The organism is Leisingera sp. ANG-M1 (assembly GCF_000813745.1).
In the GTDB taxonomy this organism is placed as follows: domain Bacteria; phylum Pseudomonadota; class Alphaproteobacteria; order Rhodobacterales; family Rhodobacteraceae; genus Leisingera.
In genome coordinates, this window is sequence record NZ_JWLC01000021.1 from 208,481 (window position 1) to 234,227 (window position 25,747).

Sequence of the window (25,747 nt, forward strand, 5' to 3'; positions counted from 1 at the left end):
AGAATTGGCACGTTACAAAAAGCTGGACTTAGACGATCTGTTGGATGCGGCCTACGAGGTCATCATTTCGAAGGGAGCCCATGCGCTTTCGATTGGAAATGTCGCCAAAGCAGCGGGTGTAACGAAAGGTGGAATACAGTCAAATTTCGGAACCAAAGAGGCCCTGATTGACGCTTTGTTCGAGAGATGGTCCGATGATCTGGAGGCCGAAACTTCTGAGTTGCAGAGCAGCGAGACCGAGCCATCTGACCCGCTTTCCCTGTTTCTTCTGGCCACAAGAAAGTTGCATAGCCGAAAACCTCGCCAAAACGCCGCGATGATGTTCCTTATGTCGCAAAACGTAGAGCATCGCGAGGCGGCCCGTAACTGGATCGCTGAAAAGATAGACCGTTTTAACCTGTCAGGCGAACAAGCGCGGCAAGCCCGCCTACGCTTCATAGTCCTTGAATCTCTCATAACCATGCAATCCATGGAATTGACGACGTTTGACAGTATGGAGTGGGAGGAGATCTTCGAAGACGTAGAACGGCTCTTCTCTGTTGAGGCCCCGGCACGTTGAACGCATAGCAGTGAATGCAATATGGAGCGGGCACTGCACAAGATCCACATCCAGTGCGTCTTGATGATCGATCCTGGCCACGGCTATAGACCAGATTGAGCAATAGATCTCGTCGTGGCGTTCAATGACTGATTCAGCGATACGGTTGGCAACGCGGCGATGAACATGCCGCATCCGCAGAACTTTTCTGCGTCAGTAATAGCGGCGTCAGCAAAAGGCAGCTTTGTCCCGCAGTGTGTGAATTCACCCAGCATCAGATTTCGGCGTCGCAGCGAAAGTCCGCAATTACGGGCCGCATTGCAGCGGAGGAACGCAGTGGCCAACGGCGGCAAAGGGCCGGTCGTTCTGGCCGGAGGCTATTGCCCCTGTTGCACTAATGCTGCGTTGCATCCGAGGTCAGTTGTGAGCCCGTTTACCGGACGCTGCATAGCGTTTGAATGCCACCAGGTTAAACACCAAGCCGTCATTCCTTTCGGCAACCGGCTGTCTTTTACTATTAGGAGGGCTTCACGCCATCTTCACCTAACATTGCCAGCCAATTCTGCAATGGCCTGCGCGAATGCCTGGGGGGTTTCTTGGGGCAGATTATGGCCTGCCCCCTCAATGATCCGGCGCTGATAACGTCCATCAAAGTGAGGACGGTCGAAATCCTCGATTGCGGGCGGGTCAAGGCCATCGTCACGTCCCTGAAGGACTATACTGGGTACCGTGATGGTGGGCTGTTCGGCCAATCGCGCTTCGATCTCTTCGTAATCCGGATCACCGGAGACACCGCCAAAGCGGTGGGTATAGGAGTGAATGACAATCTCCACGAAATCCGGGTTTTCGAATGAATCTGCTGTTGCCGAATAGGTGCCGTGGTCAAACGCCCAGCTTGGCGACCAAAGCGACCAGATATGACGGCACAGCTTGCGTCTCTGCTGCTCCAGACCGGTCCGCCCGCGCGCGGTATGGAAGTAGTACATGTACCAATAGCGGGCTTCCACCTCCGGTGCTGCGGGTTTCCAGGCATTGGGAATGTCCTGGATGTTGTAGCCTTGTCCGCAGCTTACGAGGCCGCTGACGCGTTCCGGCCAGAGCGCAGCAACGATACAGGCAGCACGGCCACCCCAATCGTAGCCCCCCAGGCATGCCTGTTCGATCCCGAGCGCGTCCATGAATGCCAGCAGGTCAGCACCAAGCGCAGCTTGTTGTCCGGAACGCATGGATTCAGGCGACAGAAAACGGGTCGGGCCAAAACCGCGAAGATAGGGCGCCAGGCATCGAATCCCTTGTTCGGCGAGCCAGGCGGCCGCCTCATCATACGCGCGGGCATCGTAGGGAAAGCCGTGCAGCAGAACGGCCGGGGCGCCGTCACGCGGGCCAAACTCGTGATAGGCGATTTCGAGTTTGCCAGCTTTGATTGTTTGCAGATCAAGCCAGGACATTACGCATCCTTTCCGTGGCGGTAAGGCCATCCGAGGGCAGGAGCAGCGCCATGCTGTTGCCCGCGACCGCAAGATGAACCTGTTATACTGGTTCCTTGAATACTGATGCGGAACCGGTTATACAAGTTCCAATTTTCGGAGGCCGGGAAATGCCATCTAAAGACATGAATTTTCACACAGAAACCGGTCGTCTTTCTCTCGATTGGATGGCAACGCTTGGTGATCGCGCCGGGGCTCCCTTCGAAAGAATCAGCGGCACTGCGGATCTCGGGCGATGGCTGGCAACTGTTGCCGGTCAAGCGGTTGCCTGCGGACCCAGCGATGACGAATTGCGCGCGGCCAAAAGCCTTCGGGCGGCGCTTATTGGGGTGATAGACAGGCTTTACTCCGGCGAGGAGCCGGCTGCCCAGGATATTCAAGTGCTGAATGAATTTGCGGCCTTGCCGCCTCCCGCAGTGCAATTGGGTGTGTCGGGCAGGACATTGGAAGCAAACACTGATCTCAGCGCGCAAACTGTACTCGGTGTCATTGCGCGGGATGCAATCGACCTCTTCACCTGCAGTGATTTCGCAAAAGTCAGACTATGCGCAGCAGAAGGCTGTTCGGTGTATTTTGTCGACCATTCACGGCCAGGAAAGCGGCGGTGGTGCAGCATGAGCCGCTGCGGCAACAAGGCCAAAAAGAGAGCGTTCACCAAACGGAATTCGCAAAGAGCGCAGAGTCTGGATTGACGTGCATTATGCGGTCCTTCAGGCAGATTGCAGCGAAAGCGCACTTTGCCCCCGGGAGGCATAGTTTGGGATGAAATGCTGCACCCGGTTGCCAATGTCCGCTCTGACGACCGCTGCAATGCGGCGGCTGGGTAGTGGCAGATGTCTGCATTGGGCCGTGGGTGACCAGGTAGACAAGTGGCTGATTGACCTAGATCGACCGGCTAAGTGTACGGAGCCGAACATGGCTGCACGGAAACCGTTGCTACTCGCTGGATTACCTACGGAGAAGTACCTGGCACTGAAATTGCTCGGGCGCGCAAACAGCGGTACTCGTTACGACAGGCAAACCGGCTGAAAACCACAGATCCTTAAGCTTTTGAAACCATGGGCCGGTGAGTCTCATTAATTCGGTCTCATTATTTACGTACTCCGACAGCGCTCCCCACTAGAAATGTTAATACCCATAATTTTGATTATGGTAATTTTTATAGGGCCAGAAACACTGCGGCCGGCTTTGTGGATCGTTGCAGACCCACCTTGGCACATTGCTCCCGTCGGAGAACGCTAAATCATCAAAGCCGACAGCCAGCCGTTTCTACGACTTTCGCGTCTGAGCAGTTTGGAGAAGGTAATCTTAGAACGCAAAAAGGCCTGCGGATGCAGACCTTTTTGACTTAATCTCTCTACGACTAGGTGTTTGATCCCACGGTTTGATGGTGTGATCCTGTCTTTGCCCCCTAAACCTGTGCCACTACTTTTGCCTAGGAAAGGGGGACGGAAGATGGCTCGGAAACGGTATTCGGACGAGGACATCCTGAAGCTTTTGCGTGAGATTGAACTGAAGCTGGCGGATGGCAGCGACGTACGCAGTGCTTGCCGTGGTGTCGGTGTCAGCGATGCGACCTACTACACTTGGCGGCGCCGGTTCGGTGGCATGGGCAGGTCTCAGCTATCGGAGCTGCGCAGCCTCGAAAAAGAGAACGCCCGGCTGAAGAAGATTGTGGCGGAGCTGGAACTGGACAAGCTGATCCTCAAGGAAAGCCTGAGTTACCTAAAGCCGAAGGCCTGACGGCAAGTCAGCTTCGTCAGGCTGTCATTCACACGCGCCAGAAGCTTGCCACTTCAGAGCGCCGGACCTGCAAAGTGGTCGGCCTCGCACGCAGCTCCATGCAGTATCAGGCCGTCGAAAAGAACGATGACGACCTGCGGCTTGCCGTGATCCGCCTGGCCAAGAACTATGGCCGGTACGGCTACCGCAAGATAGCCGAACTGCTGCGGATCGAGGGCTGGCAGGTCAACCACAAGAAGGTAGAGCGCCTCTGGCGCGAGGAAGGGCTGCAACTTCCGCGGCGGCATAAGAGGAAGCGACGCCTCTACCACAAGGACAGTTCAATCATCCGGCTCCGGCCGAAGCATCCTAATCACGTCTGGAGCGTGGACTTTGTTCACGACAAGCTCAGCAATGGCAGAAGCTACAAAATGCTGACAGTTCTGGACGAATACACCCGCCAGGCGCTCGCGGTGACAGTCCGAACCCGGATGCGTTCCGAAGACGTCCTGGAGGTGCTCTACAGCCTGTTTCTTCGCCACGGGAAGCCTGAGTTCGTCCGCAGCGACAACGGCCCGGAGTTCGCGTCTCAGGCGACCCAGAGCTGGCTCGAGAAAGTTGGCGTGAACCCGATCCGGATCAATCCGGGGTCACCTTGGGAGAACGGGTACAACGAGCGGTTCAATGGCACTCTCCGCCACGAGGTTCTCAATGCTGAATGGTTCACAACAACGAAACAGGCCCAGGCCGTCATCAATTGCTGGCTCAGACAATACAATCAAACCCGCCCGCATCAGGCACTTAACATGCGCCCCCCAGCCCCCGAAACTCTACTTCGAATTGGCACATAGAAATGGGGCTGGACAACCTATGCCGCGATGACCAAGGGGAGCAATGCGCTGCTGGCCAACGTTATGATGGCGGCGCAGGCGCATGGGATACTGGACACGTTCCTGTCCGAGGTCGATACCAGCCAAAGCGCGCTGGCCGACCGGGCCCGCGTCAACATCCCGCGCCTGCCCTGCGACGCGGCGCGCTGGCAGGACGAGATGTACCAGATCGCCCGCAGCTTTGACGACATCGCCCTGCCCGGACATTTCCACCGGGGTGCGGCGCGCGTGATGGAGATGCTCGCAGCCTCGCCCTTTGGCGCCGAGACCCGCCGGACCCGAGACAAATCCCGCGACCTGAAGGACACCGTTCGGGGCCTACACAGAAAGGCTTGAGGCTGAAACACTGCGGAATTGATGCAACGAACCGGCGTAACAACCAATACGCACAGTGTTATAACCGGCAACTCGACCGAGGCGTTCAAAACATGAACCGACCCGTTCAAACAAGATTGTGTTGTTGTAACCGAAGTGCTGTGTACACCGGTTTCAGAACCACGCCCTACGCATCAAATGAGGGATTTTGGACCTAACCCTTGCTTGCCGTTAGTCTCTATTGTCCAGCTTGGTCGTACTAAGCAACGGTAGTGTCTGGGGGCCAAGTCTGGAGGTTACGGGCGGCAACCACAGAAGTTGCTAGGAGTCCAGCCCGATCTCCTGCCGTCCCACTTCCATTTGAACGTAGCAGCAGGCTTCTCATAAGAATTTCTTTTGCAATGGCAAAGGTTTTACCGTTTGGGGTCGAATAAGTTTACCTGCACCATAAGAAAAGCAATGTCCGAAAACGTGAAAGGGAGCTTTCGAACGGGCCGAGAAAGATCAAGCTGCTCGCGCCAACGCAACGCAGAAACTTATCAGAATCTAGCTGATATTGCGCAATAAAAATACGAAAAATCAAACCTCTAGCCACTAATAGATCATTCATGATCGCATAGCGAAAATCAACCAGGGAGACTCAAATGAGTAAAAACGCAATCAATGAACCCACGATCCATTGGGCTGCCAAGATGCACGCGAGAGAAGTGCTGGACGGCAAGCTTCATCGCCGGGAGTTCCTGACCCGCGCTACCGCGCTTGGCGTTACCGCAACCGCGGCCTATGGCATGATTGGTATGGCAGCTCCGGCAAAAGCTGCCGGCGACATGAAGCAAGGCGGAACCATCCGCGTGCAACAGGAAGTCCGGTCTCTCAAGGACCCACGCACTTACGACTGGCCTCAGATCGCCAACTTCACCCGCGGCACGCTTGAATACCTAGTGGAATACAATAACGACGGCACCTTCACCGGCATGCTGCTGGAAAGCTGGGAAGTCAATGAAGACGCTACCGTTTACACCCTGAATGTCCGCCAGGGCGTCAAGTGGAACAACGGTGATGATTTCACCGCCGACGACGTGGCCCGCAACATCGCCGGCTGGTGCGACAAATCGGTTGAGGGCAACTCGATGGCCGGCCGTTTCAGCACTCTGGTGGATGCTGACAGCGGCCAGGCCGTGGAAGGCGCGATCGAAGTTGTCGACAGCCATACTCTGCGCCTCAATCTGCCCGGCCCGGACATCACGCTGATTGCGGGCATGGCGGATTACCCGGCCGCTATTGTGCATTCTTCGTTCCAGACGAGCGACATGCTCAGCAACGTGGGCACCGGTCCCTATCTCATGAGCACGCTGGAAGTGGGCGTTCGCTCAACCTTGACGCGCAATGAAAATCATACCTGGTGGGGAGAGGCGGTCTTTGACAAACCGGCGCTGGACACCATCGAATACATTGATTTCGGCACCGACCCCTCCTCCTGGCTCGCAGCGCTGGAATCCGACGAAGTCGACATGCTGTTTGAATCGGTTGGTGAATTCATCGATGTGATGGACGGGCTGGGCTACCAGAAATCCGAAGTGGTCACGATGAACACCATTGTCATCCGCACCAATCAGGAAGCTGAGGTCGAGGGCAAGAAGGTCTATGCCGACAAGCGCGTCCGCCAGGCGCTGCAGATGGCGGTGGACAATTCCGTCTGCCTTGAGCTGGGGCTAGGCGGCCGCGGTGAGCCGGCCGAAAATCACCATGTTGGTCCGATCCACCCGGATTATGCCGAACTGCCGCCCCAGAAGGTGGACCCGGCAGCAGCGCGCGAGCTGATGGCGGAGGCCGGTCTGGCGGATTTCGAGCATGAGCTGTTCTCGATCGACGACGACTGGCGCCGCAACACCACCGATGCCGTGGCCGCGCAGCTGCGCGATGCCGGCATCAAGGTGAAACGGACGGTTCTGCCCGGCTCGACCTTCTGGAATGATTGGTCGAAATACCCCTATTCCTCGACCAACTGGAACCACCGCCCGCTGGGGGTTCAGGTCTGGGCACTGGCCTACCGCTCCGGCGAAGCCTGGAACGAAACCGGGTTCAACAACCCGGAGTTCGACGCGATTCTGAGCCAGGCGCTGGCGATTTCCGACGCCGACAAGCGCCGCGAGATTGTCGCCCGGGGCGAAGCCCTGATGCAGGAGGAAGCGGTGATCATCCAGCCCTACTGGCGCTCGGTGTACCGCCATATGCGCGAGGGCATCCTGAACGCCGAGATGCATCTGTCCTTCGAGCATCACCACTACAAGTGGGGCTGGGCTGCGTAAGCACCCTTCCGCAAAACTGCAAACACCAGCGCCGCCCCATCAGGGGCGGTGCAACCCAGCTTAGATGATAAGAGACCCGCACCACCAGCCGGGTCCGATGCGCCAGACTGACAGGGGACCCCATGGGACTTTTTATTCTCCGCCGATCGGGCGTGATGCTGCTGACGGCCTTGTGCCTGACGTTCATCGTGTTCTTTCTGACGAACCTATACCCGAACCTTGAGAAACTCGCCAAAACCCAGGGCAACTTCCGGATGTCGGACGAAGCTGTGGCCAGCTGGCTGGATGCCAACGGCTATGGCGGCCCCATGGTCTCGAAATACGGCCAGTGGCTGGGTGTTCTGCCGGGCTGGACCCGGGAGACCGAGGAGGGCTTCACAGGGCGCTGCATCACCGGCACCGTGACCGCGGAAGAGGCTGCAAACGCATCGACTTTCTGCGGCATTCTGCAAGGCGACTGGGGCTATTCGACCCGCTTCAAGGACGAAGTCTCCGTGATCGTTTCGGAACGCCTGGGCAACACCGGCTTCCTGATGCTTTGCGTGCTCCTGATCATGGTGCCGTCGGCGCTGCTCATCGGCGTTCTGGCCGGCATGCGCGAAGGCTCTGCCACCGACCGCAGCCTGTCGACCGCCTCGATCCTGACCACGGCAACCCCGGAATATGTGTCCGGCGTTATCTTCATCGCCGTTTTCACATCCTCCACTGTCGGCCTGAAATGGTTCAAAGGCACCGCCACCTCGGCGATGGACAACCCGACCTTTGAAAACTTCTTCCTGCCGGTACTGACCATTGCGCTCTACGGCATGGGCTATATCGCCCGCATGACCCGCGCCTCGATGACCGAGGTGATGACCGCGCAATACATCCGTACCGCGCGTCTGAAAGGCGTCAGCTTCCACAACATCGTGATCAAGCATGCCCTGCGCAACGCGCTGATCGCCCCTTTCACCGTCATCATGCTGCAGTTCCCCTGGCTGCTGAACGGCGTGGTGATCGTCGAGACCCTGTTCAACTACAAGGGCTTCGGCTGGGTGCTGGTGGAAGCTGCCGGCAATAATGACATCGAACTGCTGCTGGCCGTCTCCGTGGTCTCAGTTGTCGTGGTGCTGGTCACTCAGCTGATCTCCGATATCGGCTATGTGTACCTGAACCCGCGTATCCGGATCTCTTAAGGAAGGCAGCAGAGTATGGAACCTCTTAGCACACTCGAAATTGCTGGGCGTATCATTTACCAGCTGTCTCCGGTCTGGATTTCGCTGGTGATCCTCTACGGTTTCTCCATCGGCTTCAAACGCAAGCTGGGCCTCTACGGCAAGCTGTTCGACAGCCCCATCGGCATGATCGGCTTTGGCCTGGTGATGTTCTGGGTGTTCACCGGCATCTACGGAGCCATGGACATGATCGTGACCCACGACGCTCTGACCCAGGTATCAGGTATGAAGAACAAGGTCCCCGGCACCCCGATGCGAGGTGCTGAGGAAGGCGATTACGCTTACTACCTGCTGGGCGGCGACAACCTCGCCCGCGACGTCTTCAGCCGCCTGGTCAAAGGTGCCTGGGAAGTCATCAAGATCGCCCCGATGGCCGCTGTGTTCGCGTTCATGGTCGGCATCACCCTGGGCCTGCCTGCAGGCTATTACGGCGGCCGCCTGGACACCATCCTGTCCTTCGCAGCCAACCTGATCCTGGCCTTCCCGGTTATCCTGCTGTTCTACCTGCTGGTGACTCCGGAAATCGTCGCCACCGGCGTTCCGAACTATATGGCGATCGTGCTGTTCGTGTTCCCGATCATCTTTGTCGGCGTACTGCTGAACTCCCGGTTCTACACCCGCCCCAAAGTGCGCAACTGGCTGCTGCCGGTGGTTCTGGGCACGATCATCTGGTTCTACCTGCAGCTGGTCTCCAACGGCGGCTACCTGATTAACACCCCGGTCTACTCGATCCCGGGCCTGCCCAAGGCAATGGACCTGTTCGACATTCCCGGCGGCATCCTGGTGGTCTTCGTCTCGGTGGTCTTCGTCAATTCGCCCACGGTGTTCCGCATCGTGCGCGGCCTGACGCTGGACATCAAAACCCGCGACTATGTGGCCGCTGCCCAGACCCGCGGTGAAGGCCCCTGGTACATCATGCTGTGGGAAATCCTGCCCAACGCACGCGGGCCGCTGATTGTCGATTTCTGCCTGCGCATCGGCTACACCACCATCCTTCTCGGCACCCTGGGCTTCTTCGGTCTCGGCCTGCCGCCGGAAAGCCCGGACTGGGGATCGACCATCAATGACGGCCGCAAGCTGCTGTCGATCTACCTGCACCCGGCTCTGCCGCCTGCCTTTGCCCTGCTGACGCTGGTTCTTGGTCTGAACCTGCTGGCTGACGGCCTGCGCGAAGAGAGCCTGAAGGATTGATCCAAGAAATCCGGGGGGCCAGCCCCGCCGCCAACTGGGCTTGAACCAGTGGCGCCACAGTTGGCAGCCCCCCGGGATATTTGAGGCCAGATGAAAGGGATCCGGTCCCTTCCAGCCTCAACAGGGAGACAAAAAATGAGCAAAATGGCAGATTATGACGGCCCGATCCTCGAGATCAACAAGCTGTCGATCTCCTTCTTCACCCGCCTGCGCGAAATTCCCGCGGTGATGGATTTCTCGGTCACCGTGCAGCCCGGCGAGGCTGTGGGCCTGGTTGGCGAATCCGGCTGCGGCAAGTCCACCGTGGCACTTGGCGTCATGCAGGACTTGGGTAAGAACGGCCGCGTCGTTGGCGGCTCGATCAAGTTTAAGGGCCGCGACCTGGCCGAGATGAGCGCCGAAGAGCTGCGCGACATCCGCGGCAATGAGATCGCGATGATCTATCAGGAGCCGATGGCCTCGCTGAACCCGGCGATGAAAATCGGCAAACAGCTGATGGAAGTGCCGATGATCCACGAAGGCGTCAGCGAGAAAGAGGCCTATGCCCGCGCGCTGGAAGTGGTCACCGATGTGCGTCTGCCCGACCCGGAGCGGATGCTGAACTCCTTCCCGCACCAGCTGTCGGGCGGCCAGCAGCAGCGGATCGTGATTGCGATGGCGCTGATGTCCAAGCCCGCACTGCTGATCCTGGACGAACCCACCACCGCGCTCGACGTGACCGTCGAGGCCGCGGTGGTCGAACTGGTCAAGGATCTGGGCAAGAAATACGGCACCTCGATGCTGTTCATCTCGCACAATCTGGGCCTGGTTCTGGAAACCTGCGACCGTCTTTGCGTGATGTATTCCGGCGAAGCGGTTGAGCGCGGCTCGATCAAGGATGTGTTCGACGAGATGCAGCACCCCTATACCCAGGCGCTGTTCCGCTCGATCCCGCTGCCCGGCGCCGACAAGAACTCGCGGCCGCTGGTGGCGATCCCCGGCAACTTCCCCCTGCCCCACGAGCGTCCGCCCGGCTGTAACTTCGGCCCGCGCTGCGACTATTTCGAGGAAGGCCGCTGCGACCAGGACATGGTGATCCCGATGTCGCCGGTTCATGGCAATGACCGGCATGAGACCCGCTGCCTCAAGTTCCAGGAGATCGACTGGAACGCACCGCTGGAAGTGGGCGAGCAGAAGGAAAAAACCGCGCCCGGCAAAGTCGTCCTCAAGATGGACAACCTCAAGAAATACTACGAGGTTGCCGCCAACGCCCTGTTCGGCGGCGGCGAGAAGAAGGTGGTCAAGGCGAACGAGACCCTCAGCTTCGAGGCCCGGGAATCTGAGACCCTCGCCATCGTCGGCGAGAGCGGCTGTGGCAAGTCCACATTTGCCAAGGTGCTGATGGGGCTGGAGACCGCCACCGAAGGCCAAATCCTGCTCGACAATCAGAACATCGAACAGGTGCCGATCGAGGAACGCGACACCAAGACCGTCTCCGACGTTCAGATGGTGTTCCAGAACCCGTTTGACACGCTGAACCCGTCGATGACCGTCGGCCGCCAGATCATGCGGGCCCTGGAAATCTTTGGCATCGGCAATTCCGAGGCCGAGCGTAAACAGCGGATGCTGGAACTTCTGGACCTGGTGAAACTGCCCCGCGCCTTTGCCGACCGGATGCCGCGGCAGCTGTCGGGCGGCCAGAAGCAGCGTGTTGGCATTGCCCGCGCCTTTGCCGGCGGCGCTCGGATTGTGGTCGCGGACGAACCCGTCTCAGCGCTTGACGTGTCAGTGCAGGCAGCGGTCACCGACCTCTTGATGGAGATCCAGCGCAACGAGAAGACCACACTGCTGTTCATCTCCCACGACCTGTCGATCGTGCGTTACCTGTCCGACCGGGTGATGGTGATGTATCTGGGCCATGTGGTGGAGCTGGGCGATACCGACCAGGTGTTCTCGCCGCCCTACCACCCCTACACTGAAGCGCTGCTCTCGGCAGTTCCGATTGCCGACACCTCGGTAGAGAAGGAGCACATCGTTCTCGAAGGCGATATCCCCTCGGCGATGAACCCGCCCCCAGGCTGCCCCTTCCAGACCCGCTGCCGCTGGAAGTCCGAAGTGCCTGGCTGCCTGTGCGAGCGCGAAGTGCCGCCGGTGCGCCAGCTAGAGGACGGCCACCAGATCAAGTGCCACCTCAGCGACGAAGTGCTTGAGCGGATGGCTCCGGTCATCAAGGTCGCCGCGGAGTAAATGTGAGCAAACGAATGATTACCTTAAAGTAGCTGATACTTCCCGGTCGGAAATTTTTCTCCCTGTGTCTCCGGCCCACTTAGTCGCCCTGCAGAAGCAGGGCGATTTTTTTACACTTAAAATGAGACAATCTGCCTTTCGGGGAGGCAAACGCCGCACGCGCAGCGAACTTCCGATTTCCTGAGGCTCCGCAGCATGATCACAATCGAAGCTCCTGCCGGGTCATGACGCATAGCGCTTCTCCCCGGTTTCACGCAGATACTTTTGATGATGTTACGAGACAGGCCAGTGCGTCGGGCAATCTCTCTGATTGGCATTTTGTCTCGCAATGCCCAACCTCGTATGACACTCAAAAATCCCAAGTCGATCACTCCAAATCTCCCCGCACCAAAACGTCGGGACAGTGTGTTCGCATGGGTCAATTCTCAGTGACAATTTTGGGGGATACCGGGTCAGTTCTCAGTGACAGTCAACAACTCCTGTCCCTCAGCGATCAGCAACTGCCAGCTTTCAGGGACATCACCATTCTTGTCCAAACTGGAAGGACCTTGTTCTCTAGCAACCTTCGTGCCAGCTGTCAGCTGCAACCTTCTGCCAACCCGCAGTTTCTTCTTGGGCATGGTATTCCTAACCAATTTCCCTTGTGCGTCTTCCGAGGAAGTACTTTCCTCTACCACGATCCTCTGCGACGGCGGATACGGCAGCTCCCAACCTACTTGCGCATTCATCATCTCACTGAGCACCGGATCTTCGAAGTACTTGATCCGCCGGACTTTGATGGGATGCTGAGGTAGGGCAAGAATGACTACCTCATCCGGATCCATGAACCTAGCCTCGGTTTCCGACAGAAGCGGGCGCTCCTCAAGCCGACTGGCAGTCGACTGCGCTCCCAGAAACCATTTGTCTCTGCCGTAGGAGGCGGTAACAGCTTCCCGCGTGGTTTTCCCAACTGCAGCCGAGACTTCTCTGACCGTTCGAGCATCGCGTGGCGTGATGTACAGTTTGAGACCAGCTCCATTCTCCAGGCTCTCCCGGCCTTCCTGCCCGTAAATCTTATCAAGAGCAGATAGGGATTGAGCAATCATTGCGACACGGCCGCCATAGCTGGCCAATGTATGGATTGCCCGCTCGATGTATGGCATCGCTCCCATTTGCTGGAATTCGTCAATCATGATCATGACCGGCCAGGGCTCATCCCGTGCAGGCTCGTGTGATCGGAGGCTGGCAATGAGATCCGCAAATATCAAACGCAGCAGCGGCGACAACGTGGGGATATGGTCTTCGGTCACCACGATGTAAAGCGATTGCGGTTTCTTGCGGAAGGTCAAAAAGTCGAAGTCGTTTTCGCTGGTGGCAGCCACTACTGCTGGATTGTCCCATTGTTTGAGACCGGCGGTTTTCAGCGCCTGTATATTGCTTGTCAAAAGACGGTCCGATGCACTGGCTGCATTTGTCCAGAGCATTTCCAGCGTGGGCTCGTTGGCCTCTTCCGCATAGGCCAGGTATTGCGAGTTCTTGTCGGAGCCATCAGAGACAATCCGGCATACCTCACCGAGAGTGGCCTTGCCGCGCTGCAAAGCCAGAAGGCAAGCCGCCACAAAGATGGTTTTCCCGGCTTCCGAGAATGTGTCCGACTGCTTGTTGTCCTTGTCCAGGAACAAATCGGCGAGAATACTGACCTCGGTGAATTGCTCCGCAAAAGACCCGGACTTGGCAATCCGCTCCAAGGGGTTGTAGCGATGGGTGCCGTTGGCCCAGTCAAAGGGGGAGAACCGGTAGATCTCATCGCCGTTTGCCATCCGGTAGCGGGCGGTTTTTTCGAAGTTCTCCCCTTTCACGTCGAGCACTACCGCACTGCCGCCAAACGAAAGAATGTTGGGGATCACAAAGCCCACCCCTTTCCCGGCCCGGGTTGGCGCCACCATCATCACATGCGGGATGTCAGTTGAGGACACGAAAGGCGCAGATGACTTCGGCGAACCAAATTTTCCACAGACAAAACCGGCCCCCAATGGGCGTAGCATCCCATTCTTCTTAAGCTCGCTCTTTGTCTGCCAATGGGCAGAGCCGTAGTCGTCCCTTTGTTTACGATACGTCCAGACAAAGGCGAGCAGCCCCATGCCAAGTGCAAAAAGACCAACCATCCCAAAGGCGGTTTTGTAGGCATCGGGATGCAGCACCCACAGAGAACCAGGCGCCGCCCACAGGCTGAACATGTCAAAACCGTCAGTGCCCTGCCGAAGGGCAAGGGCCAGATAAGCGCTGCCCAGGATTGTTCCAGCCATGGCGCCGCAAGCGGCGCCGAACAGGACAAGGAGACCAAGTTTCAGAGGGCTGTTCATGGAAGCCCCCTCAGAGGTCCAACTCATCGTCCAGCCCGCAATCGCGTTGCAATCCGGCTGCGATTTCCTTTGCCCGCTCTGAACTCTTAACCTGCTGAAGCTCTGCAGCGGTCTCTGCCAGTTCCGGTTCCCCGCGCTCTTCAGCTGCTGCTTCCAGATAGGCCTGGGTCACTGCAATCTGATCCCCCTTGCCCGGCAGCACCTCTTCCAGGACTTGCCAATTGCCCCGGTCAAGCTCCGCCAGCCCTTTGTCTCCCAACTCCCTGTGCAGTTCTCCCAGCAGTGTTTTCTGCAGCGCCTCTTCCCGGCTGCTTTCAAGATCACCGCTGCGCAGCTCTTCAGCCAACTGGCGGATATAGGCACTGCCGGTGCGGCTGTCCTCCGCGGCAGCACTCCCGGCACTCCGGACAAGATCTTCCCCTTCCAGCGCTGCGAAGGCGCTCTTCATTTCCGCACCAAGTGCATTGGCAAGACGCATCTGGAAATGGTCGAGTGTGCCGAACGCCGCATCCAGCTGCTCTTCAGTGGCCTCTTCAAGGCGAAGTCCCTGCCTGCTGAGGATGGCGGAGAGATCCCGATCCACCCATTCCTTGGCAAGCCCGTGGTTCCGGGTCCCGCCCGCCTCCAGACGGGCGAGAGTCTCATCCGTATTCAGCCCCAGCTCCTGGCCGTCCTGCAGGATTTGAGACAGCTCTTTGCTATTCTCCCGGTCGGCAAGGGCATCTGCCAGGCCAATGACGCCCGCTCCTGGCGGATAGGGGTCCGCCAGCTCCTGATTGTAGCTGACGCGCAGATCCGGATCCGGCACCATCTTCGACAGGCTGGCAATCACCGGAGCGGCCCTGAGCTCAAACGCTGTGCGTTCCGGCTGCGCGAGGCCTTCGGCATGCGTCCGGATCTCATCAATCCGCCGTTCCGCATACTCAATAGCCTCGCCTACGGTCTGTATCCCGCTCATGTCAAAATCACCCTGTTCCAAATCCCATGCCTGCCCCGCATCGAGCGTTGCAGCCATCTGGCGCACTGAAGAGGCCAGCTCCGAGCGATCGCCCCGGTTCAGCAGGTCCGCCACGTTCCGGTATTCTTTAGCAAAGTCGGTGACGGCGGCCTGCGCCATAGCTTCCTCCTGCGGTGTCAGCGCAATCTCCCTGGCACTGCGCCCCTCTGCTTTGGCCGCATAGATCTCCTCCAGCCCCGCAGGCCTGGCAAAAATCCCCCGCTCCAGCCGGGTGGTGGCGTCCAGCGAAACGCCGTACTGCTCTGCAATCTCCGCCTGTTTCTCCCGCATCAGTTGGGGAGACATGACGCCCCCTGCCCAGCAGGAGAACCACAGCCCCTGATCCCTGCCCCGGTTGTTCAGCAGGATATGCGCATGTGGATGTTCCCTGTCGGTGTGAATGGCCGCGACATAATCCCATTCGTCGCCATAGTAGCCGCTTTCAAAGAAATGCTCGCACCAGTCCATGGCGATGTCGCGGACCTGATCGGCAGTGACATCCTTTGGAAAGCTCAGCAGCATATGGCTGGTGAACCCGAGCTTTGCTGTACCCCGCCAGGTCCCGCTCCATTGCTCGACGATCTGCTCCTTCTGCTCCGCGTTCAGCGTGGCGCCGCTGGTCAGCAGATTGGTTGAGGTGGAGAAGGTGAAGACCGCCTTGTCATTCACATAGTCGAGCTGGCTGCCCAGTGAGCGGCGGGTCTTGCATCCGCCATTGCGGATCCGCTTGAACACAGCCGCCCGGGAGCCCCGTGCTGCCTTGGCGATATTGCGCACGGAGGGTTGCCCCGATTTTCTGTAGCTGCGGACCTGGCGTGCAGCCGCCTTCTCCCGGGCGGATCCGGCCCGCCGATGCTCCTCCTCCCAGAGCTCTCCCATGACGGAATGGTAGAGGCTCAAACGGTCCTGGTTACCCATCCCCCTGCCCTTTCACTTCAGACAGCTGCGAGAGAGCATAGCCACGTCGCGACTTGGCCTCGTCGACAATTGCGCGCAGCTCACTGTAGAGCCTTGTGTTCGCATCCAGGCATTTTGCCAGCAAGACCCGGTCCTCATCTGTGAGCCGCAGCTTGCCCCGGTGAACGCTTCTGGCAAGCTGGTTGAGCAGCTGGCCTTCTTTGCCGATCAGCCAGGCAGAACGGTTGAACCGCTCCAACTGATCCGGAAACAGCTCAAAGAGGCCTGATGCCATCCGCACCAAAGCCCGGAAGGCCTGGCTCTTGCCGGTGATCCCAACTGCACCCGCACTGGCCAGAAAGGCATCAATCTCTTCTTTGGGGGCCCGGAAGGTCACGTGTTTCGACACCAGCACCCTGCCCCGCGTGTCGCCCTGACCCTCTGCAGCCACCCGATAGACCTGCCGGTCCGACACGCCAAAGGCTTCGGACAGCACCCGAACATCCTCTCCAGCAGCATGGCGCTGTGCCAGCTCCTGGCGCTGCTCGATCGTCAATCTTTTTCGCTTTGGCTTCCGCATGGACCCCGACTGACAAAATGTGTGGACATTAGGCATATCCTGCCAGCGTCACTCTTCCTCTCAACCCTTCGCTAGCAACCAATTCAGGTGTGATCAACTGCAATATTGAATATTGCTCAATTTCTGTCATTGCACATACCATGGGGCCATTCTGGCACTCTGACATGCGGACATATGGCAGTTAAACAATTGAACTAAAATCAAAAATTACAAAGTGACAAGCTAACAGAATGACAAAGCGCAGGATGGGAAGGATGCCAATCTGACAATGCAGCAAGAAGACAAAGTGACAAACGGCAGACTGTCAGAACGCCAAAGAAGCAAACAAGCAAACTGACACGATGACACGATGACACGATGACACGATGACACGATGACACGATGACAGCTGGCAAAAAAAACAGCCCGCCAGCACCACCCTAGACCGCTACCAATACAAGACATTGAAGAGCACGAATGCACACCATCACTCTCATGAACCAGAAAGGCGGTGCGGGGAAATCCACAGCCGCCAGAACCCTGCTCAGCGCCGGCGATGCAACTGGATTGCGTTGCGCATTCATAGATGCGGACCAGACCGGCAACCTGGCAGACTGGGCAATGCGCTCGGCGGAAGCCGGATTGTGGGCGCCGGCATTCGAAGCCTATCAGACCCACGATGCACAGGAAGCAGAGGAAATCGCAGGGGAACTTGCGGCTGAAGGTGCAATTGATCTCCTGCTGATAGACACAGCTGGAGATGCCAGCCGTGATCATGATGCCTACGCTACACTGGCAGATCTGATCCTCTGCCCAATGCTGCTGTCACAATCAGACCTGGAGACGGCCCGCGGCACCGCAAATTATTTGTTCCGCATGCGAAGCAGGACTGTCTCTCCTCATCTTCTGCCAGAGTTCAGGGTTGTGCTGAACCGGCTGCCGTCGCGGCCGTCAGCTGGGGATGCCAGGCTGGTTCGAACAGTCCATTCATCCCCGCTTGTTGGCGTCAGCCACAGCGAGCCGGAGGAGCATCTGAAGCTCCTTTCGGCCAGCCTGCAGGAACGGGAAGCGTACAAGATGATGGATCGCGAAGGGTTGCTGGGCCGGATCTTGACCCGCCACAACGACCAGTCGGAAGCATTCGCGAAGAACCCAAAGCACATTCTGAATGCGGTCGCTGAAGCTGAGGAATTGCTCTCGGCTTGTCTTGAGCTCATGAAAGGACCGAGACCATGAAGAAGGACAAGCGCCGTTTGGTTTTGACCGGCACCGATGATCTCTATGCCAAGAAGGAAGCGTTGATTGAACGTCCGCTATCGGATTCCAGCAAAGAAACCAGCCCGCAGCCGGACATCCCGGTTGAGGAGATTGAAACCGTCACTTCATTGCCGGTTACGTCAGAACAGACACCGGCAACTGACCCGCTACCTGGCGCGCGGCGGCTCCATCCAGGAACAGGCAAGGCCATTCAGGTCAATTTCCGCCTGAACCTCGGCAAAGACCTGTCCAAGCGGCTTCAGCAGCTGGCTGAAGCACATGGGCAGCCATTAGAGCCGATCTTGAAGGGACTGCGGATCAAGGCGGCTGATCGCTTCAAATCTCTGGCCGCCGGACAGGTCAAACCCGTTGTTCCCGCACCGGATTCAGGTGGGCTCTACATCAGGCACACAGCCACCTACACAGGCGACATTGCGCGGGTTCTCAATCAGTGGTTCGACCCGTTCGGTCTTGGCATTGCCAAAGACGCCTGTAAGCCGATCCTCACACAGTTGCTTCAGGAGGAAGCCCGGGTGCTTTGCGAAGTGAACCCGGTTAAGCCGATAGGGGATCTTTAGAAACAACTCGTTTCCCCCTGCCCTACCGCGGCTTTGCAATCACCCCGTCTTTGCCAACGGCGGCGATGCTGTCGGATGTGCGGCGCTTCAGATCTATTCCATCGGCCGAAATGCTGGCCTCAGCAAACTCGGTTTTCTTCAGAACGGATCCATCCGCTTCAACCCATGTGGTATCTGTCCCGCTTTCGCGGGTGATTGAGCCGTCATGATTGATCCGGATGGAAATCCCTGCCACCGCAACGGTTACAAAGTCTTCCGTTACAAGAACCCCGTTCCAAGCGTCCTGGAAATCGCGGCGGAGCACTATCTTGTCCGAGCGCAGTTTGATCTGAACATCCTGCTCCGGATCCCCTTGCGCGCTTTTGACCACAACAAAGGCTTCCTGTTCGCTGGGATCGCTATGAATGCTGGCATTGGCATTCTTCGGCGGCCACACTTTCGGTTGCGAACGCCGGGCGCCCTTCTGATCCCGGTGAAAGCCAATGTAGAGTTGGGCAGAACGCCAGGTCTGGCGCAAGGTGTTCATAATCTCACTCATTGGAAAAATGGTCCTCAACTTATCCGGCCTCTGGGCTCAGTAATCCGAGCGCCAGCTCCGCCGCTGTCAATTCAATATTGCAGGCTCAGCTGACCAGCGCTGGCCGGTCAGCTGCCCTAAAGATCAGGGGGGTATTGGCTACACGGTTAGGGCAGGCCTTATCCCCTTGCAAGTTCAGGTTTATCTTAGGCTTGAATAGCCCCGTGCTTGCGCGCCTCCTTCGCATAGTCGACCAGAGGCTTGTTCGGTCCCCAGTGAAGGTCACGTTCGATCCGCAAGCCGAAAGGCCCGCGAATGGCCAGCAGCTCCGGGATGTAAACACTCCCCAGCTCCGGGCAGCCCATTCCCAAGTCACACAAACCAAATGCGATATCCCGGTCTTCCGGATCAATCTCGCTCAGCAACCAAGTTGCGGCCCCCCAAGGCGTGAAGAGCTTCACCACCGGTTGGCGTGTCAAATCCTCAGCCACCTCCCCTGCCCTCTCACGGTTTGCAATGGATCCGTTCTTCAACAGTTCCTCAAATTGGTTCTTCGCAAACAAATTCATACCCAACATCTCCTATGCAAGTGAGCCATCGGCTTGTCCCCTTTGGCTCGGGTTTTGAGCAGAGCCCTGAAAGGGCGCCGTCTCTAAAACCTGACCCGCTGGCGAAGCGTGGGGGTAGCAACTGCAACCGGTAATCGCTGGGAGTGGTGCGGCCCGCAGGCGCAGCCGAGGACACGGTCACGGCGATTTCCGGTTGTGGGCGCGTGGGGGCAAGAGCCCCCTAGTAAAACGTCGCTGTGGCGTTCGGCTTGCCCGAACCCCAAGACAAAACGAAGAAAGTAGAAGCACTGAATGCCGACCAACAATGGCTCTCCCCTTTCGGCAAAGTTCGGTGGGCCCTGTCGGACCCGCCATCTTTCGACGCTTGAGTTGCCGCTGTTACCGCAGCCATGATGCCAGTTTTGTTTTTCCCCATAGCCATGATTCTTAGTTAAATTCATGCGCTGTCAGGCCAGTTTGAACTTTCTGGGTCAACCGAGTTCTTTTTTCCGTTACTCGATTCCGATTGACCAGTTTGTCCCCAAATGCGCCCGCTCCAATCCGCTGCTCAGACGCGAAGCCTAAAGATCTTGCAAGACAACTGAGGTGATCAAGCCGGTTTGCGGCAGTCACGCCAGGTTGGTGTGGTCAATGCCGCGTCTCCCGGGCCGGATATCGAAACGCCCCTGTCCCCTACCCCGGAGTTGCCGGTGGCGGATACCGCCATGGAGCCAAGGGAAACCACGACGCGGCGGCAAGGATTCGGATCTTGGCCTGGTTTGACCCTGGGCAAGCGGACGGCCCCAAAATGGGGCTGTCTTTTTGCGCGTTGGTTTCGGGGCGGGGATTGGCCGCGGTTTGCTGCGGCTTATGCGCTGGGGGCGAGTTCTTTCACTGCTGCGAGCATCCTGGCGATTTCGGCCTCGGTATTGTAGTGGCAGAAGGAGATCCGGATGCAATCGGGCAGGCCCAGCGGGTCCAGCACGTTGCCGGAGTAATGGTCGGCCTTGCGGGTATGGGTGCGGATGCCCTGGGCGTTGAGGACCGCCACCGCCTCTTCCGAGGCGATGCCGTCCACCACGATGGAGACCAGCCCTTCGCGGGCCGGGTTGTCTGCACCGGCCAGGATGGTGACATGCGCCATATCGCGCAGCCCCGGCAGGTTGCCGGTGCCGTTGATCGCGGTATTGGTCAGATGGGTCTCATAGGCGTGGATGGCGCGGCCTGCGGCTTCGATCCTGCCGCGGCGGGAGGTCTCGGAGGAGACCTCGCCGCCGAGCCATTCGAAGTAGCCGACCACATCCGACAGGGTGGCATAAGAGCCGGTGTCGCGGGTGCCGAACTCCCAGCCGGTGGCGGGCGCGCCGATCAGCATGTCATGCGGCAAGGCGCTGAGGCGGTCCGAGATCCAGGCGATGCCGTAGCCGTGGCGCGAGAACACCTTGTAGGGCGAGACCGCATAGCCGTCGACATCGTAAGCCGCCAGATCCAGCTGGCCGTGGGCGGCGTGCTGGATGCCGTCGACGATGATCAGGCAGTCCGGCGCCACCGCGCGGATCGCCTTGGAAATCGCCGCCACATCCATGCCCATGCCAGTGACCGGCGAGGCGTGCAGGATGGTGGCCACCGCCACATCCGGGGTCATCAGCGCGGCGTAGTCTTCTGCCGTGACCAGGCCGGTTTCGTTGCTGTGGGCGACGTTCACATATTCCAGCCCGGCAATTTCCGCCCAGCGGCGGGCGGCGCTGCGGGTGGCCGGGTGCTCGATCGAGGAGCCGATCACCCTGGCGCCCTTGGGGGCGCTGACGCAGGCGGTGCGGATCATCCGGAACAGCAGCTCGGTGCCGCTTTCGCCGGCAAAGAACTGGCCGGACGCGGCGTTCATGAAGATGGCCAGGTCTTCCTTGGCCGTGCTGATCTTCTCTTGCGTGCCCTGGCCTGCCGGGTTGATGCGGCCCGGGTTGTCGGGGATGGCGGCATAGAAGGCCGAGGTCTCCACCACCGATTTCAGTGTCAGCGCGCCGCCTGCGTTTTCAAAGAAGATGCGCTCGCCCTGGAACGGGCAGCTGTCCACATGGGCAAAGCGGTCGCGGATGGCGGTGATGAGGGCGGGGTTGTCCTGGATCATATCCTGTAAATCCTGTCAGAGGTCAGAGCGCGCGGCTCACGATGGTACGGCACAGCTCGGCCACCGCAAGATGGCTTTGCCGGGGGAAGCCGTCGACGCTGTCATCGACGATCCCATGGGTGGAGTTGATGAGGCCATTGGCCACCATGGTATCGAGCAGCAGCGCCTCGCGTTCAGGGGTGTGCAGCAGCCTGGCGCTGCCCGCGCGCGCCGCCATGGCCGCGGCAATGGCGGTGCAGCCCCAGTTGGAGCAGGCGGCGGTGACCAGCACGTCGCAGCCGGTGACAGCGCCGATGCCGCCGCCGCAGCCGCATTGGCAGCTATCGCCGTACGGCACATGCGCCGTCACATGATCCGCCACCTTGCCCATGCCGATCTCATTGCCGCCGTCGCCGACCGCGACCACCGGGATGCCGCGGGCCAAAGCCTCGTCGAACAGGAAGTCGACCCGGGCCCGGCCCATGCCGTAATCAATGCCCTTCATCGAGTGGTAGACGCCGTATTCATTGCGCCCGACCCGCTCGGTCGAGAACAAGAGGTCCGGCTGCAGATCGTCCAGCATCTGCACGGCCTGCGCCTGGCCTGCTGCGTCTTCGGTGGCATAAGGCAGCATCACGATGGTGGCGAGGCTCTTGTCGGCGCGCGCGATGGCCGCCTGCTCCAGCGAGACCGGGAACAGCCCCGCCGCCTGGCAGGTATTGCGGATCGCGGGCAGCAGGGTTTCCTCGCAGAGCATCACGCAGGTGGCATTGCGCGCCAGCACCAGCGCCCGGGCAATCGCCGCAGCCCCGGAGGGGCCGTCGTTTTCGCCCAGATCCGGCGTGATCCAGGCGCGCGACACCGAGCCGGTGGTGAGGATCACGGTGCCGCCCTCGGGCACCGCCATCAGCGCATCCGCTGCGGCGCCCGCCAGCGAGCCGCCCTGCAGTGCGCGGGCGGCCTCGAACAGATGCTCGACGCCGCGCTCGCCCATGTCGATATTCACCAGCTGGTCCAGCCGGTTGTCGAGCCGGGTGATCAGGTCTTGGTTTGCCATCTCAATCCTCTCCGAACAGCAGGTCTGCAAACCACGCCGCATCGTCCAGATGCGCCGCAACCTCCCTCAGCGCTGCAACCAGGCATTCTGCCACCGCCGCAGCCCCGCCTGCCCGCGCCACCGCGCCGGAGGTCGGCTTCAGCCGGATCGAGACCCGGCCGCCGGGCTGGCCATGGGTGTTGACAGTGACAATGCCCTTACCGCGCAGCATCAGCATGCCCGCAGCAGCGGTGATCTCGGCCGGCACCCTGGCCGACCCGGGCTTGCCCGCCATCTCCAGCACAATTGCCATCGCGTCCTGTTCGTCAATCTTCGGCCCCAGCGCCGAGCGGCTGACCCGTTCCGGGCCAAGCGCCGCCTCCAGCGCGGCGGCCAGATCCTGGCCGTCCTGCGCCTCCTGGAGCAGCAGATCCGGGGTGAAGCCCTGCAGGCTGCGCATCGCCCCAACAGCCACCGGCGCCCGCGCCTCCATGCCCAGCTCGCTGGCCTTGGCCTGCACCGGCACCAAAGCGGCCGGATCACCGCACAGAACCCCTGCGCGCGGGCCCGAAAGCCCCGCCTTGTCGGCATTGGTGATGACCAGATCCGCCCCGAACGACAGCGACGGCGCACCGCCATGCAGCACCGGGCGGAACCGCGCGCCATAGGCCTCGTCCAGCAGCACGGTGCAGCCCGCCCGTTTGGCCAGGCGGACAGCGGCGGCGGTCAGCTCATCCTCCAGCACCGCCAGCTCCGAGGTCACGGTGGTGATCACCAGCAGCTGCGGCAGATGCGCCGCCAGCAGGCGTTTCAGCTCCGCAAGGTCAAAGGCCTCCACCACCGGCACCCCGGCCAGCCTGGCCCCCCGGGTGACAGAGGCGTGCGAGCGGTCGCCCGCCGGAACCAGCGACAGCACCGGGCGGCCCTGCGCATGGGCCAGCACCGCGGCCACGATGCCCGCGCTGGTGCGGTTGACCACCGCCGCCGCCTCATCGCCGTCGCCGCCCATATGGGCAATCGCCGCCTGCCGCAGCTCTTCGCTGAACAGGCCCGGGCCGACCCATTCCTCGCAGAGCACGCTCAGATCTTCGGGGGAAGCCGGGTAGAACCGCAGGTTGCCGGTGCAGATGGCAATCTTGCCGATGCCTTCCCGCGCCACAAAATCCGCCGCCGCCCGGCCCGCCTGGGCCAGCCGGCGCACTTCATCCGCCGAACCCTGCAGCAGCGCCCCCCGGGCATAGCCCACGCCCGGGTCGATGGCGTTGCCGAAGCGGTCCGCGCTCATGCCTCCGCCTCGATATTGATGGTGACGCATTTGCGGTAGGTATAGGCCTCCAGCGCGCCCTCGATCGAGTATTCGCTGCCCATGCCCGACTGTTTGGTGCCGCCATAGGACATGCCCGGGATCTGGCCGCCGCCCTGGTTCACCTGGATCCAGCCCGCATCGATGGCACGCGTGAGGCGGGTGATCCGGCTGACATCATGGGTAAAGAGGAAGGCCGCCAGCCCGTAATGGGTGTCGTTGGCCATCGCGATGACCTCTTCCTCGGTCTCAAACGGAATGGCAACCATGACCGGGCCGAACACCTCTTCGCGGGCGATCCGCCAGCTGTTGTCCACGCCGGTGATAATGGTCGGGTTCGGGCAGAAGCCTGCCGGATCCTCCACCGGGGTTTCGCCGATCAGGAACTCCGCTCCTTCAGCCTCGGCCTCGGCCACAAAGCCGCGGATCTCGCCGTAGCGCTCGGCATTCACAACCGCGCCCATGTCCGCATCCGGATCCAGCGCATCGCCCACCTTCAGCGCGGCGGATTTCTCCGCCACCTTCGGCATCAGCACATCCCAGATGTCCTTGTGCACAAACAGCCGCGAGCCCGCGGTGCAGCTCTGCCCCTGGCGGGCAAAGCGCATGGCATTGGCGACCTGCTGCGCAGTGGCGTCCAGGCGGCCGTTTTCAACCGCATCCGGGAAGACGATGGTCGGGGACTTGCCGCCCAGCTCCAGCGTCAGGTTGGCGATGCGGTCGGCCGTCACCTTGCCAATCAGCTTGCCCACTTCCGACGAGCCGGTGAAGGAGACCTTGTCGACGCCCGGATGCGCGACCAGCGCCGCGCCTGCTTCCTCGCCGAGGCCGGTCACCACGTTGAACACGCCGGGCGGGAACAGCCCGTCCGCCAGCTCGGCCAGCTTCAGGATCGCCAGGGGCGCATCCTCGGCCGGTTTCAGCACCAGGCAGTTGCCGGTGGCCAGCGCCATCGAGATCTTCACCGCGCCCAGCTGCAAGGGCGAGTTCCAGGGGATGATCGAGCCCACCACGCCGTGCGGCTCGCGGGTCGAATAGCTGAGGAGGCCAGGCCCCAGCGGCAGGGTCTCGCCCTTCTGCTCGACCGCAACGCCGCCATAGTATTTCAGCACGCCCGCAGCGCCCATCGCCTCGCCGCGCGACTGGGTCTTGATCGCATTGCCGCTTTCGGCCGCCAGCACCCGCGCCACTTCCTCGGCGTTCTCCTCCAGGCGGCGCCCGAGTTCCGCGAGCAGCTTGCCGCGCTCGGCAGCCGCCAGGGAGCGCCAGGCCGGCAGGGCGGCACGGGCAGCCCGGACGGCCAAATCGACCTCGGTTTCCGTGCCGCGCCCGACCTCGCATACAGCCGCGCGGCGGGAGGGGTTCTCAATGGTCAGCGTCCGGCCGTCCGCAGGCCGGTGCCAGGCCCCGTTGATATAGCTTCCCGCCAGCCCGGCCTCGGGCAGTTTCGGTTCCAGCAGCGTTGTCATCCCTGTTCTCCTTGGCGAGATCGGTATTCATAAAGTCAGACGCGCCGCCCCGGGGGAGCCGGAGCGGCGCAGGGCCCGGATGAGAGCGGCGCCGGGCCCGGGAGGTATCACATCTTCGCCTTGACCACGGCCCAGGCGTCATCCAGCGCGCCCTTGAACCGCTCGGTGGCAATGTCGATTTCATCCTCGCTGATGATCAGCGGCGGCATGAAGCTCATCCGGTCGCCGATCGCCCGCAGGTACAG

General features: G+C 60.1%; 21 protein-coding genes. 11 read left to right on the forward strand and 10 right to left on the reverse strand.

Features of this window, described 5'->3' with window-relative positions:
* Positions 1–4: 4 nt before the first annotated feature.
* The gene (locus RA19_RS18620) at positions 5–559 is read left to right on the forward strand and encodes a TetR/AcrR family transcriptional regulator (protein ID WP_039165486.1); all 555 of its coding nucleotides are present in this window, start codon (positions 5–7) and stop codon (positions 557–559) included.
* Between the two features lie 518 nt (positions 560–1,077).
* Here RA19_RS18620 and RA19_RS18625 read toward each other — a convergent pair.
* Entirely contained in the window at positions 1,078–1,986 is a 909-nt protein-coding gene (locus RA19_RS18625) for an alpha/beta fold hydrolase (RefSeq protein ID WP_241479104.1), read from the reverse strand.
* A 149-nt stretch (positions 1,987–2,135) separates the two neighbouring features.
* On the opposite strand from RA19_RS18625, the gene RA19_RS18630 reads away from it, so the two are divergent.
* From RA19_RS18630 to RA19_RS18670, 8 genes are all read left to right on the forward strand, one after another.
* Positions 2,136–2,717 carry a CGNR zinc finger domain-containing protein gene (locus RA19_RS18630; RefSeq protein WP_039165355.1) on the forward strand — a complete coding sequence of 194 codons (582 nt, stop codon included), beginning with the start codon at positions 2,136–2,138 and terminating at the stop codon, positions 2,715–2,717.
* A 763-nt stretch (positions 2,718–3,480) separates the two neighbouring features.
* Entirely contained in the window at positions 3,481–3,768 is a 288-nt protein-coding gene (locus tag RA19_RS18640) for a transposase (protein ID WP_039165359.1), read from the forward strand.
* A gap of 26 nt (positions 3,769–3,794) precedes the next feature.
* The gene (locus tag RA19_RS18645) at positions 3,795–4,598 is read left to right on the forward strand and encodes an IS3 family transposase (protein WP_039165490.1); all 804 of its coding nucleotides are present in this window, start codon (positions 3,795–3,797) and stop codon (positions 4,596–4,598) included.
* Positions 4,599–4,625: 27 nt separating this feature from the next.
* On the forward strand, positions 4,626–4,973 hold the full coding sequence (locus RA19_RS18650) for a DUF1932 domain-containing protein (protein ID WP_039165361.1): 348 nt from the start codon (positions 4,626–4,628) through the stop codon (positions 4,971–4,973).
* A 623-nt stretch (positions 4,974–5,596) separates the two neighbouring features.
* Positions 5,597–7,261 carry an ABC transporter substrate-binding protein gene (locus RA19_RS18655; protein ID WP_039165363.1) on the forward strand — a complete coding sequence of 555 codons (1,665 nt, stop codon included), beginning with the start codon at positions 5,597–5,599 and terminating at the stop codon, positions 7,259–7,261.
* A 122-nt stretch (positions 7,262–7,383) separates the two neighbouring features.
* Positions 7,384–8,436 (forward strand): ABC transporter permease, encoded by a 1,053-nt coding sequence (locus RA19_RS18660; RefSeq protein WP_039161255.1) that lies wholly within the window; start codon positions 7,384–7,386, stop codon positions 8,434–8,436.
* A gap of 15 nt (positions 8,437–8,451) precedes the next feature.
* A complete protein-coding gene (locus RA19_RS18665; RefSeq protein WP_039165365.1) occupies positions 8,452–9,666 on the forward strand; it encodes an ABC transporter permease in 1,215 nt (404 codons plus the stop codon).
* 135 nt (positions 9,667–9,801) lie between these two features.
* The gene (locus RA19_RS18670) at positions 9,802–11,892 is read left to right on the forward strand and encodes a dipeptide ABC transporter ATP-binding protein (RefSeq protein WP_039165367.1); all 2,091 of its coding nucleotides are present in this window, start codon (positions 9,802–9,804) and stop codon (positions 11,890–11,892) included.
* A gap of 452 nt (positions 11,893–12,344) precedes the next feature.
* On the opposite strand, the gene RA19_RS18675 is transcribed toward RA19_RS18670, so the two are convergent.
* The 3 genes from RA19_RS18675 to RA19_RS18685 are packed head-to-tail and all read right to left on the reverse strand — an operon-like array spanning position 12,345 to position 16,684.
* Positions 12,345–14,234 carry a type IV secretory system conjugative DNA transfer family protein gene (locus RA19_RS18675; RefSeq protein ID WP_039165369.1) on the reverse strand — a complete coding sequence of 630 codons (1,890 nt, stop codon included), beginning with the start codon at positions 14,232–14,234 and terminating at the stop codon, positions 12,345–12,347.
* A 10-nt stretch (positions 14,235–14,244) separates the two neighbouring features.
* Positions 14,245–16,149, reverse strand: coding sequence for a relaxase/mobilization nuclease domain-containing protein (locus RA19_RS18680; RefSeq protein ID WP_039165371.1), 1,905 nt, complete (start codon positions 16,147–16,149; stop codon positions 14,245–14,247).
* The gene (locus tag RA19_RS18685; RefSeq protein WP_039165372.1) at positions 16,142–16,684 is read right to left on the reverse strand and encodes a hypothetical protein; all 543 of its coding nucleotides are present in this window, start codon (positions 16,682–16,684) and stop codon (positions 16,142–16,144) included. Before RA19_RS18685 ends, RA19_RS18680 begins: the two co-directional genes overlap by 8 nt.
* Before the next feature lie 480 nt (positions 16,685–17,164).
* Between RA19_RS18685 and RA19_RS18690 the strand changes: the two genes are divergently transcribed.
* Positions 17,165–17,923, forward strand: coding sequence for a ParA family protein (locus RA19_RS18690; protein WP_039165374.1), 759 nt, complete (start codon positions 17,165–17,167; stop codon positions 17,921–17,923).
* Entirely contained in the window at positions 17,920–18,522 is a 603-nt protein-coding gene (locus RA19_RS18695; RefSeq protein WP_039165375.1) for a hypothetical protein, read from the forward strand. The genes RA19_RS18690 and RA19_RS18695 overlap by 4 nt, the downstream gene beginning before the upstream one ends.
* Before the next feature lie 22 nt (positions 18,523–18,544).
* Here RA19_RS18695 and RA19_RS18700 read toward each other — a convergent pair whose 3' ends face one another.
* The 6 genes from RA19_RS18700 to RA19_RS18725 form a co-directional block, all read right to left on the reverse strand.
* Positions 18,545–19,060, reverse strand: coding sequence for a hypothetical protein (locus RA19_RS18700; protein WP_152615817.1), 516 nt, complete (start codon positions 19,058–19,060; stop codon positions 18,545–18,547).
* 185 nt (positions 19,061–19,245) lie between these two features.
* Positions 19,246–19,608 carry a DUF2958 domain-containing protein gene (locus RA19_RS18705; RefSeq protein WP_039165377.1) on the reverse strand — a complete coding sequence of 121 codons (363 nt, stop codon included), beginning with the start codon at positions 19,606–19,608 and terminating at the stop codon, positions 19,246–19,248.
* 847 nt (positions 19,609–20,455) lie between these two features.
* On the reverse strand, positions 20,456–21,715 hold the full coding sequence (locus RA19_RS18710; protein ID WP_039165378.1) for an aminotransferase class V-fold PLP-dependent enzyme: 1,260 nt from the start codon (positions 21,713–21,715) through the stop codon (positions 20,456–20,458).
* A 22-nt stretch (positions 21,716–21,737) separates the two neighbouring features.
* Entirely contained in the window at positions 21,738–22,751 is a 1,014-nt protein-coding gene (locus RA19_RS18715; protein WP_039165380.1) for a glutamate cyclase domain-containing protein, read from the reverse strand.
* A 1-nt stretch (position 22,752) separates the two neighbouring features.
* A complete protein-coding gene (locus tag RA19_RS18720) occupies positions 22,753–24,015 on the reverse strand; it encodes an aminotransferase class I/II-fold pyridoxal phosphate-dependent enzyme (protein WP_052261927.1) in 1,263 nt (420 codons plus the stop codon).
* Positions 24,012–25,502: an aldehyde dehydrogenase family protein gene (locus tag RA19_RS18725; RefSeq protein WP_039165383.1), complete on the reverse strand. Its 1,491-nt coding sequence runs from the start codon at positions 25,500–25,502 to the stop codon at positions 24,012–24,014. The genes RA19_RS18720 and RA19_RS18725 overlap by 4 nt, the downstream gene beginning before the upstream one ends.
* Positions 25,503–25,747: the final 245 nt, after the last annotated feature.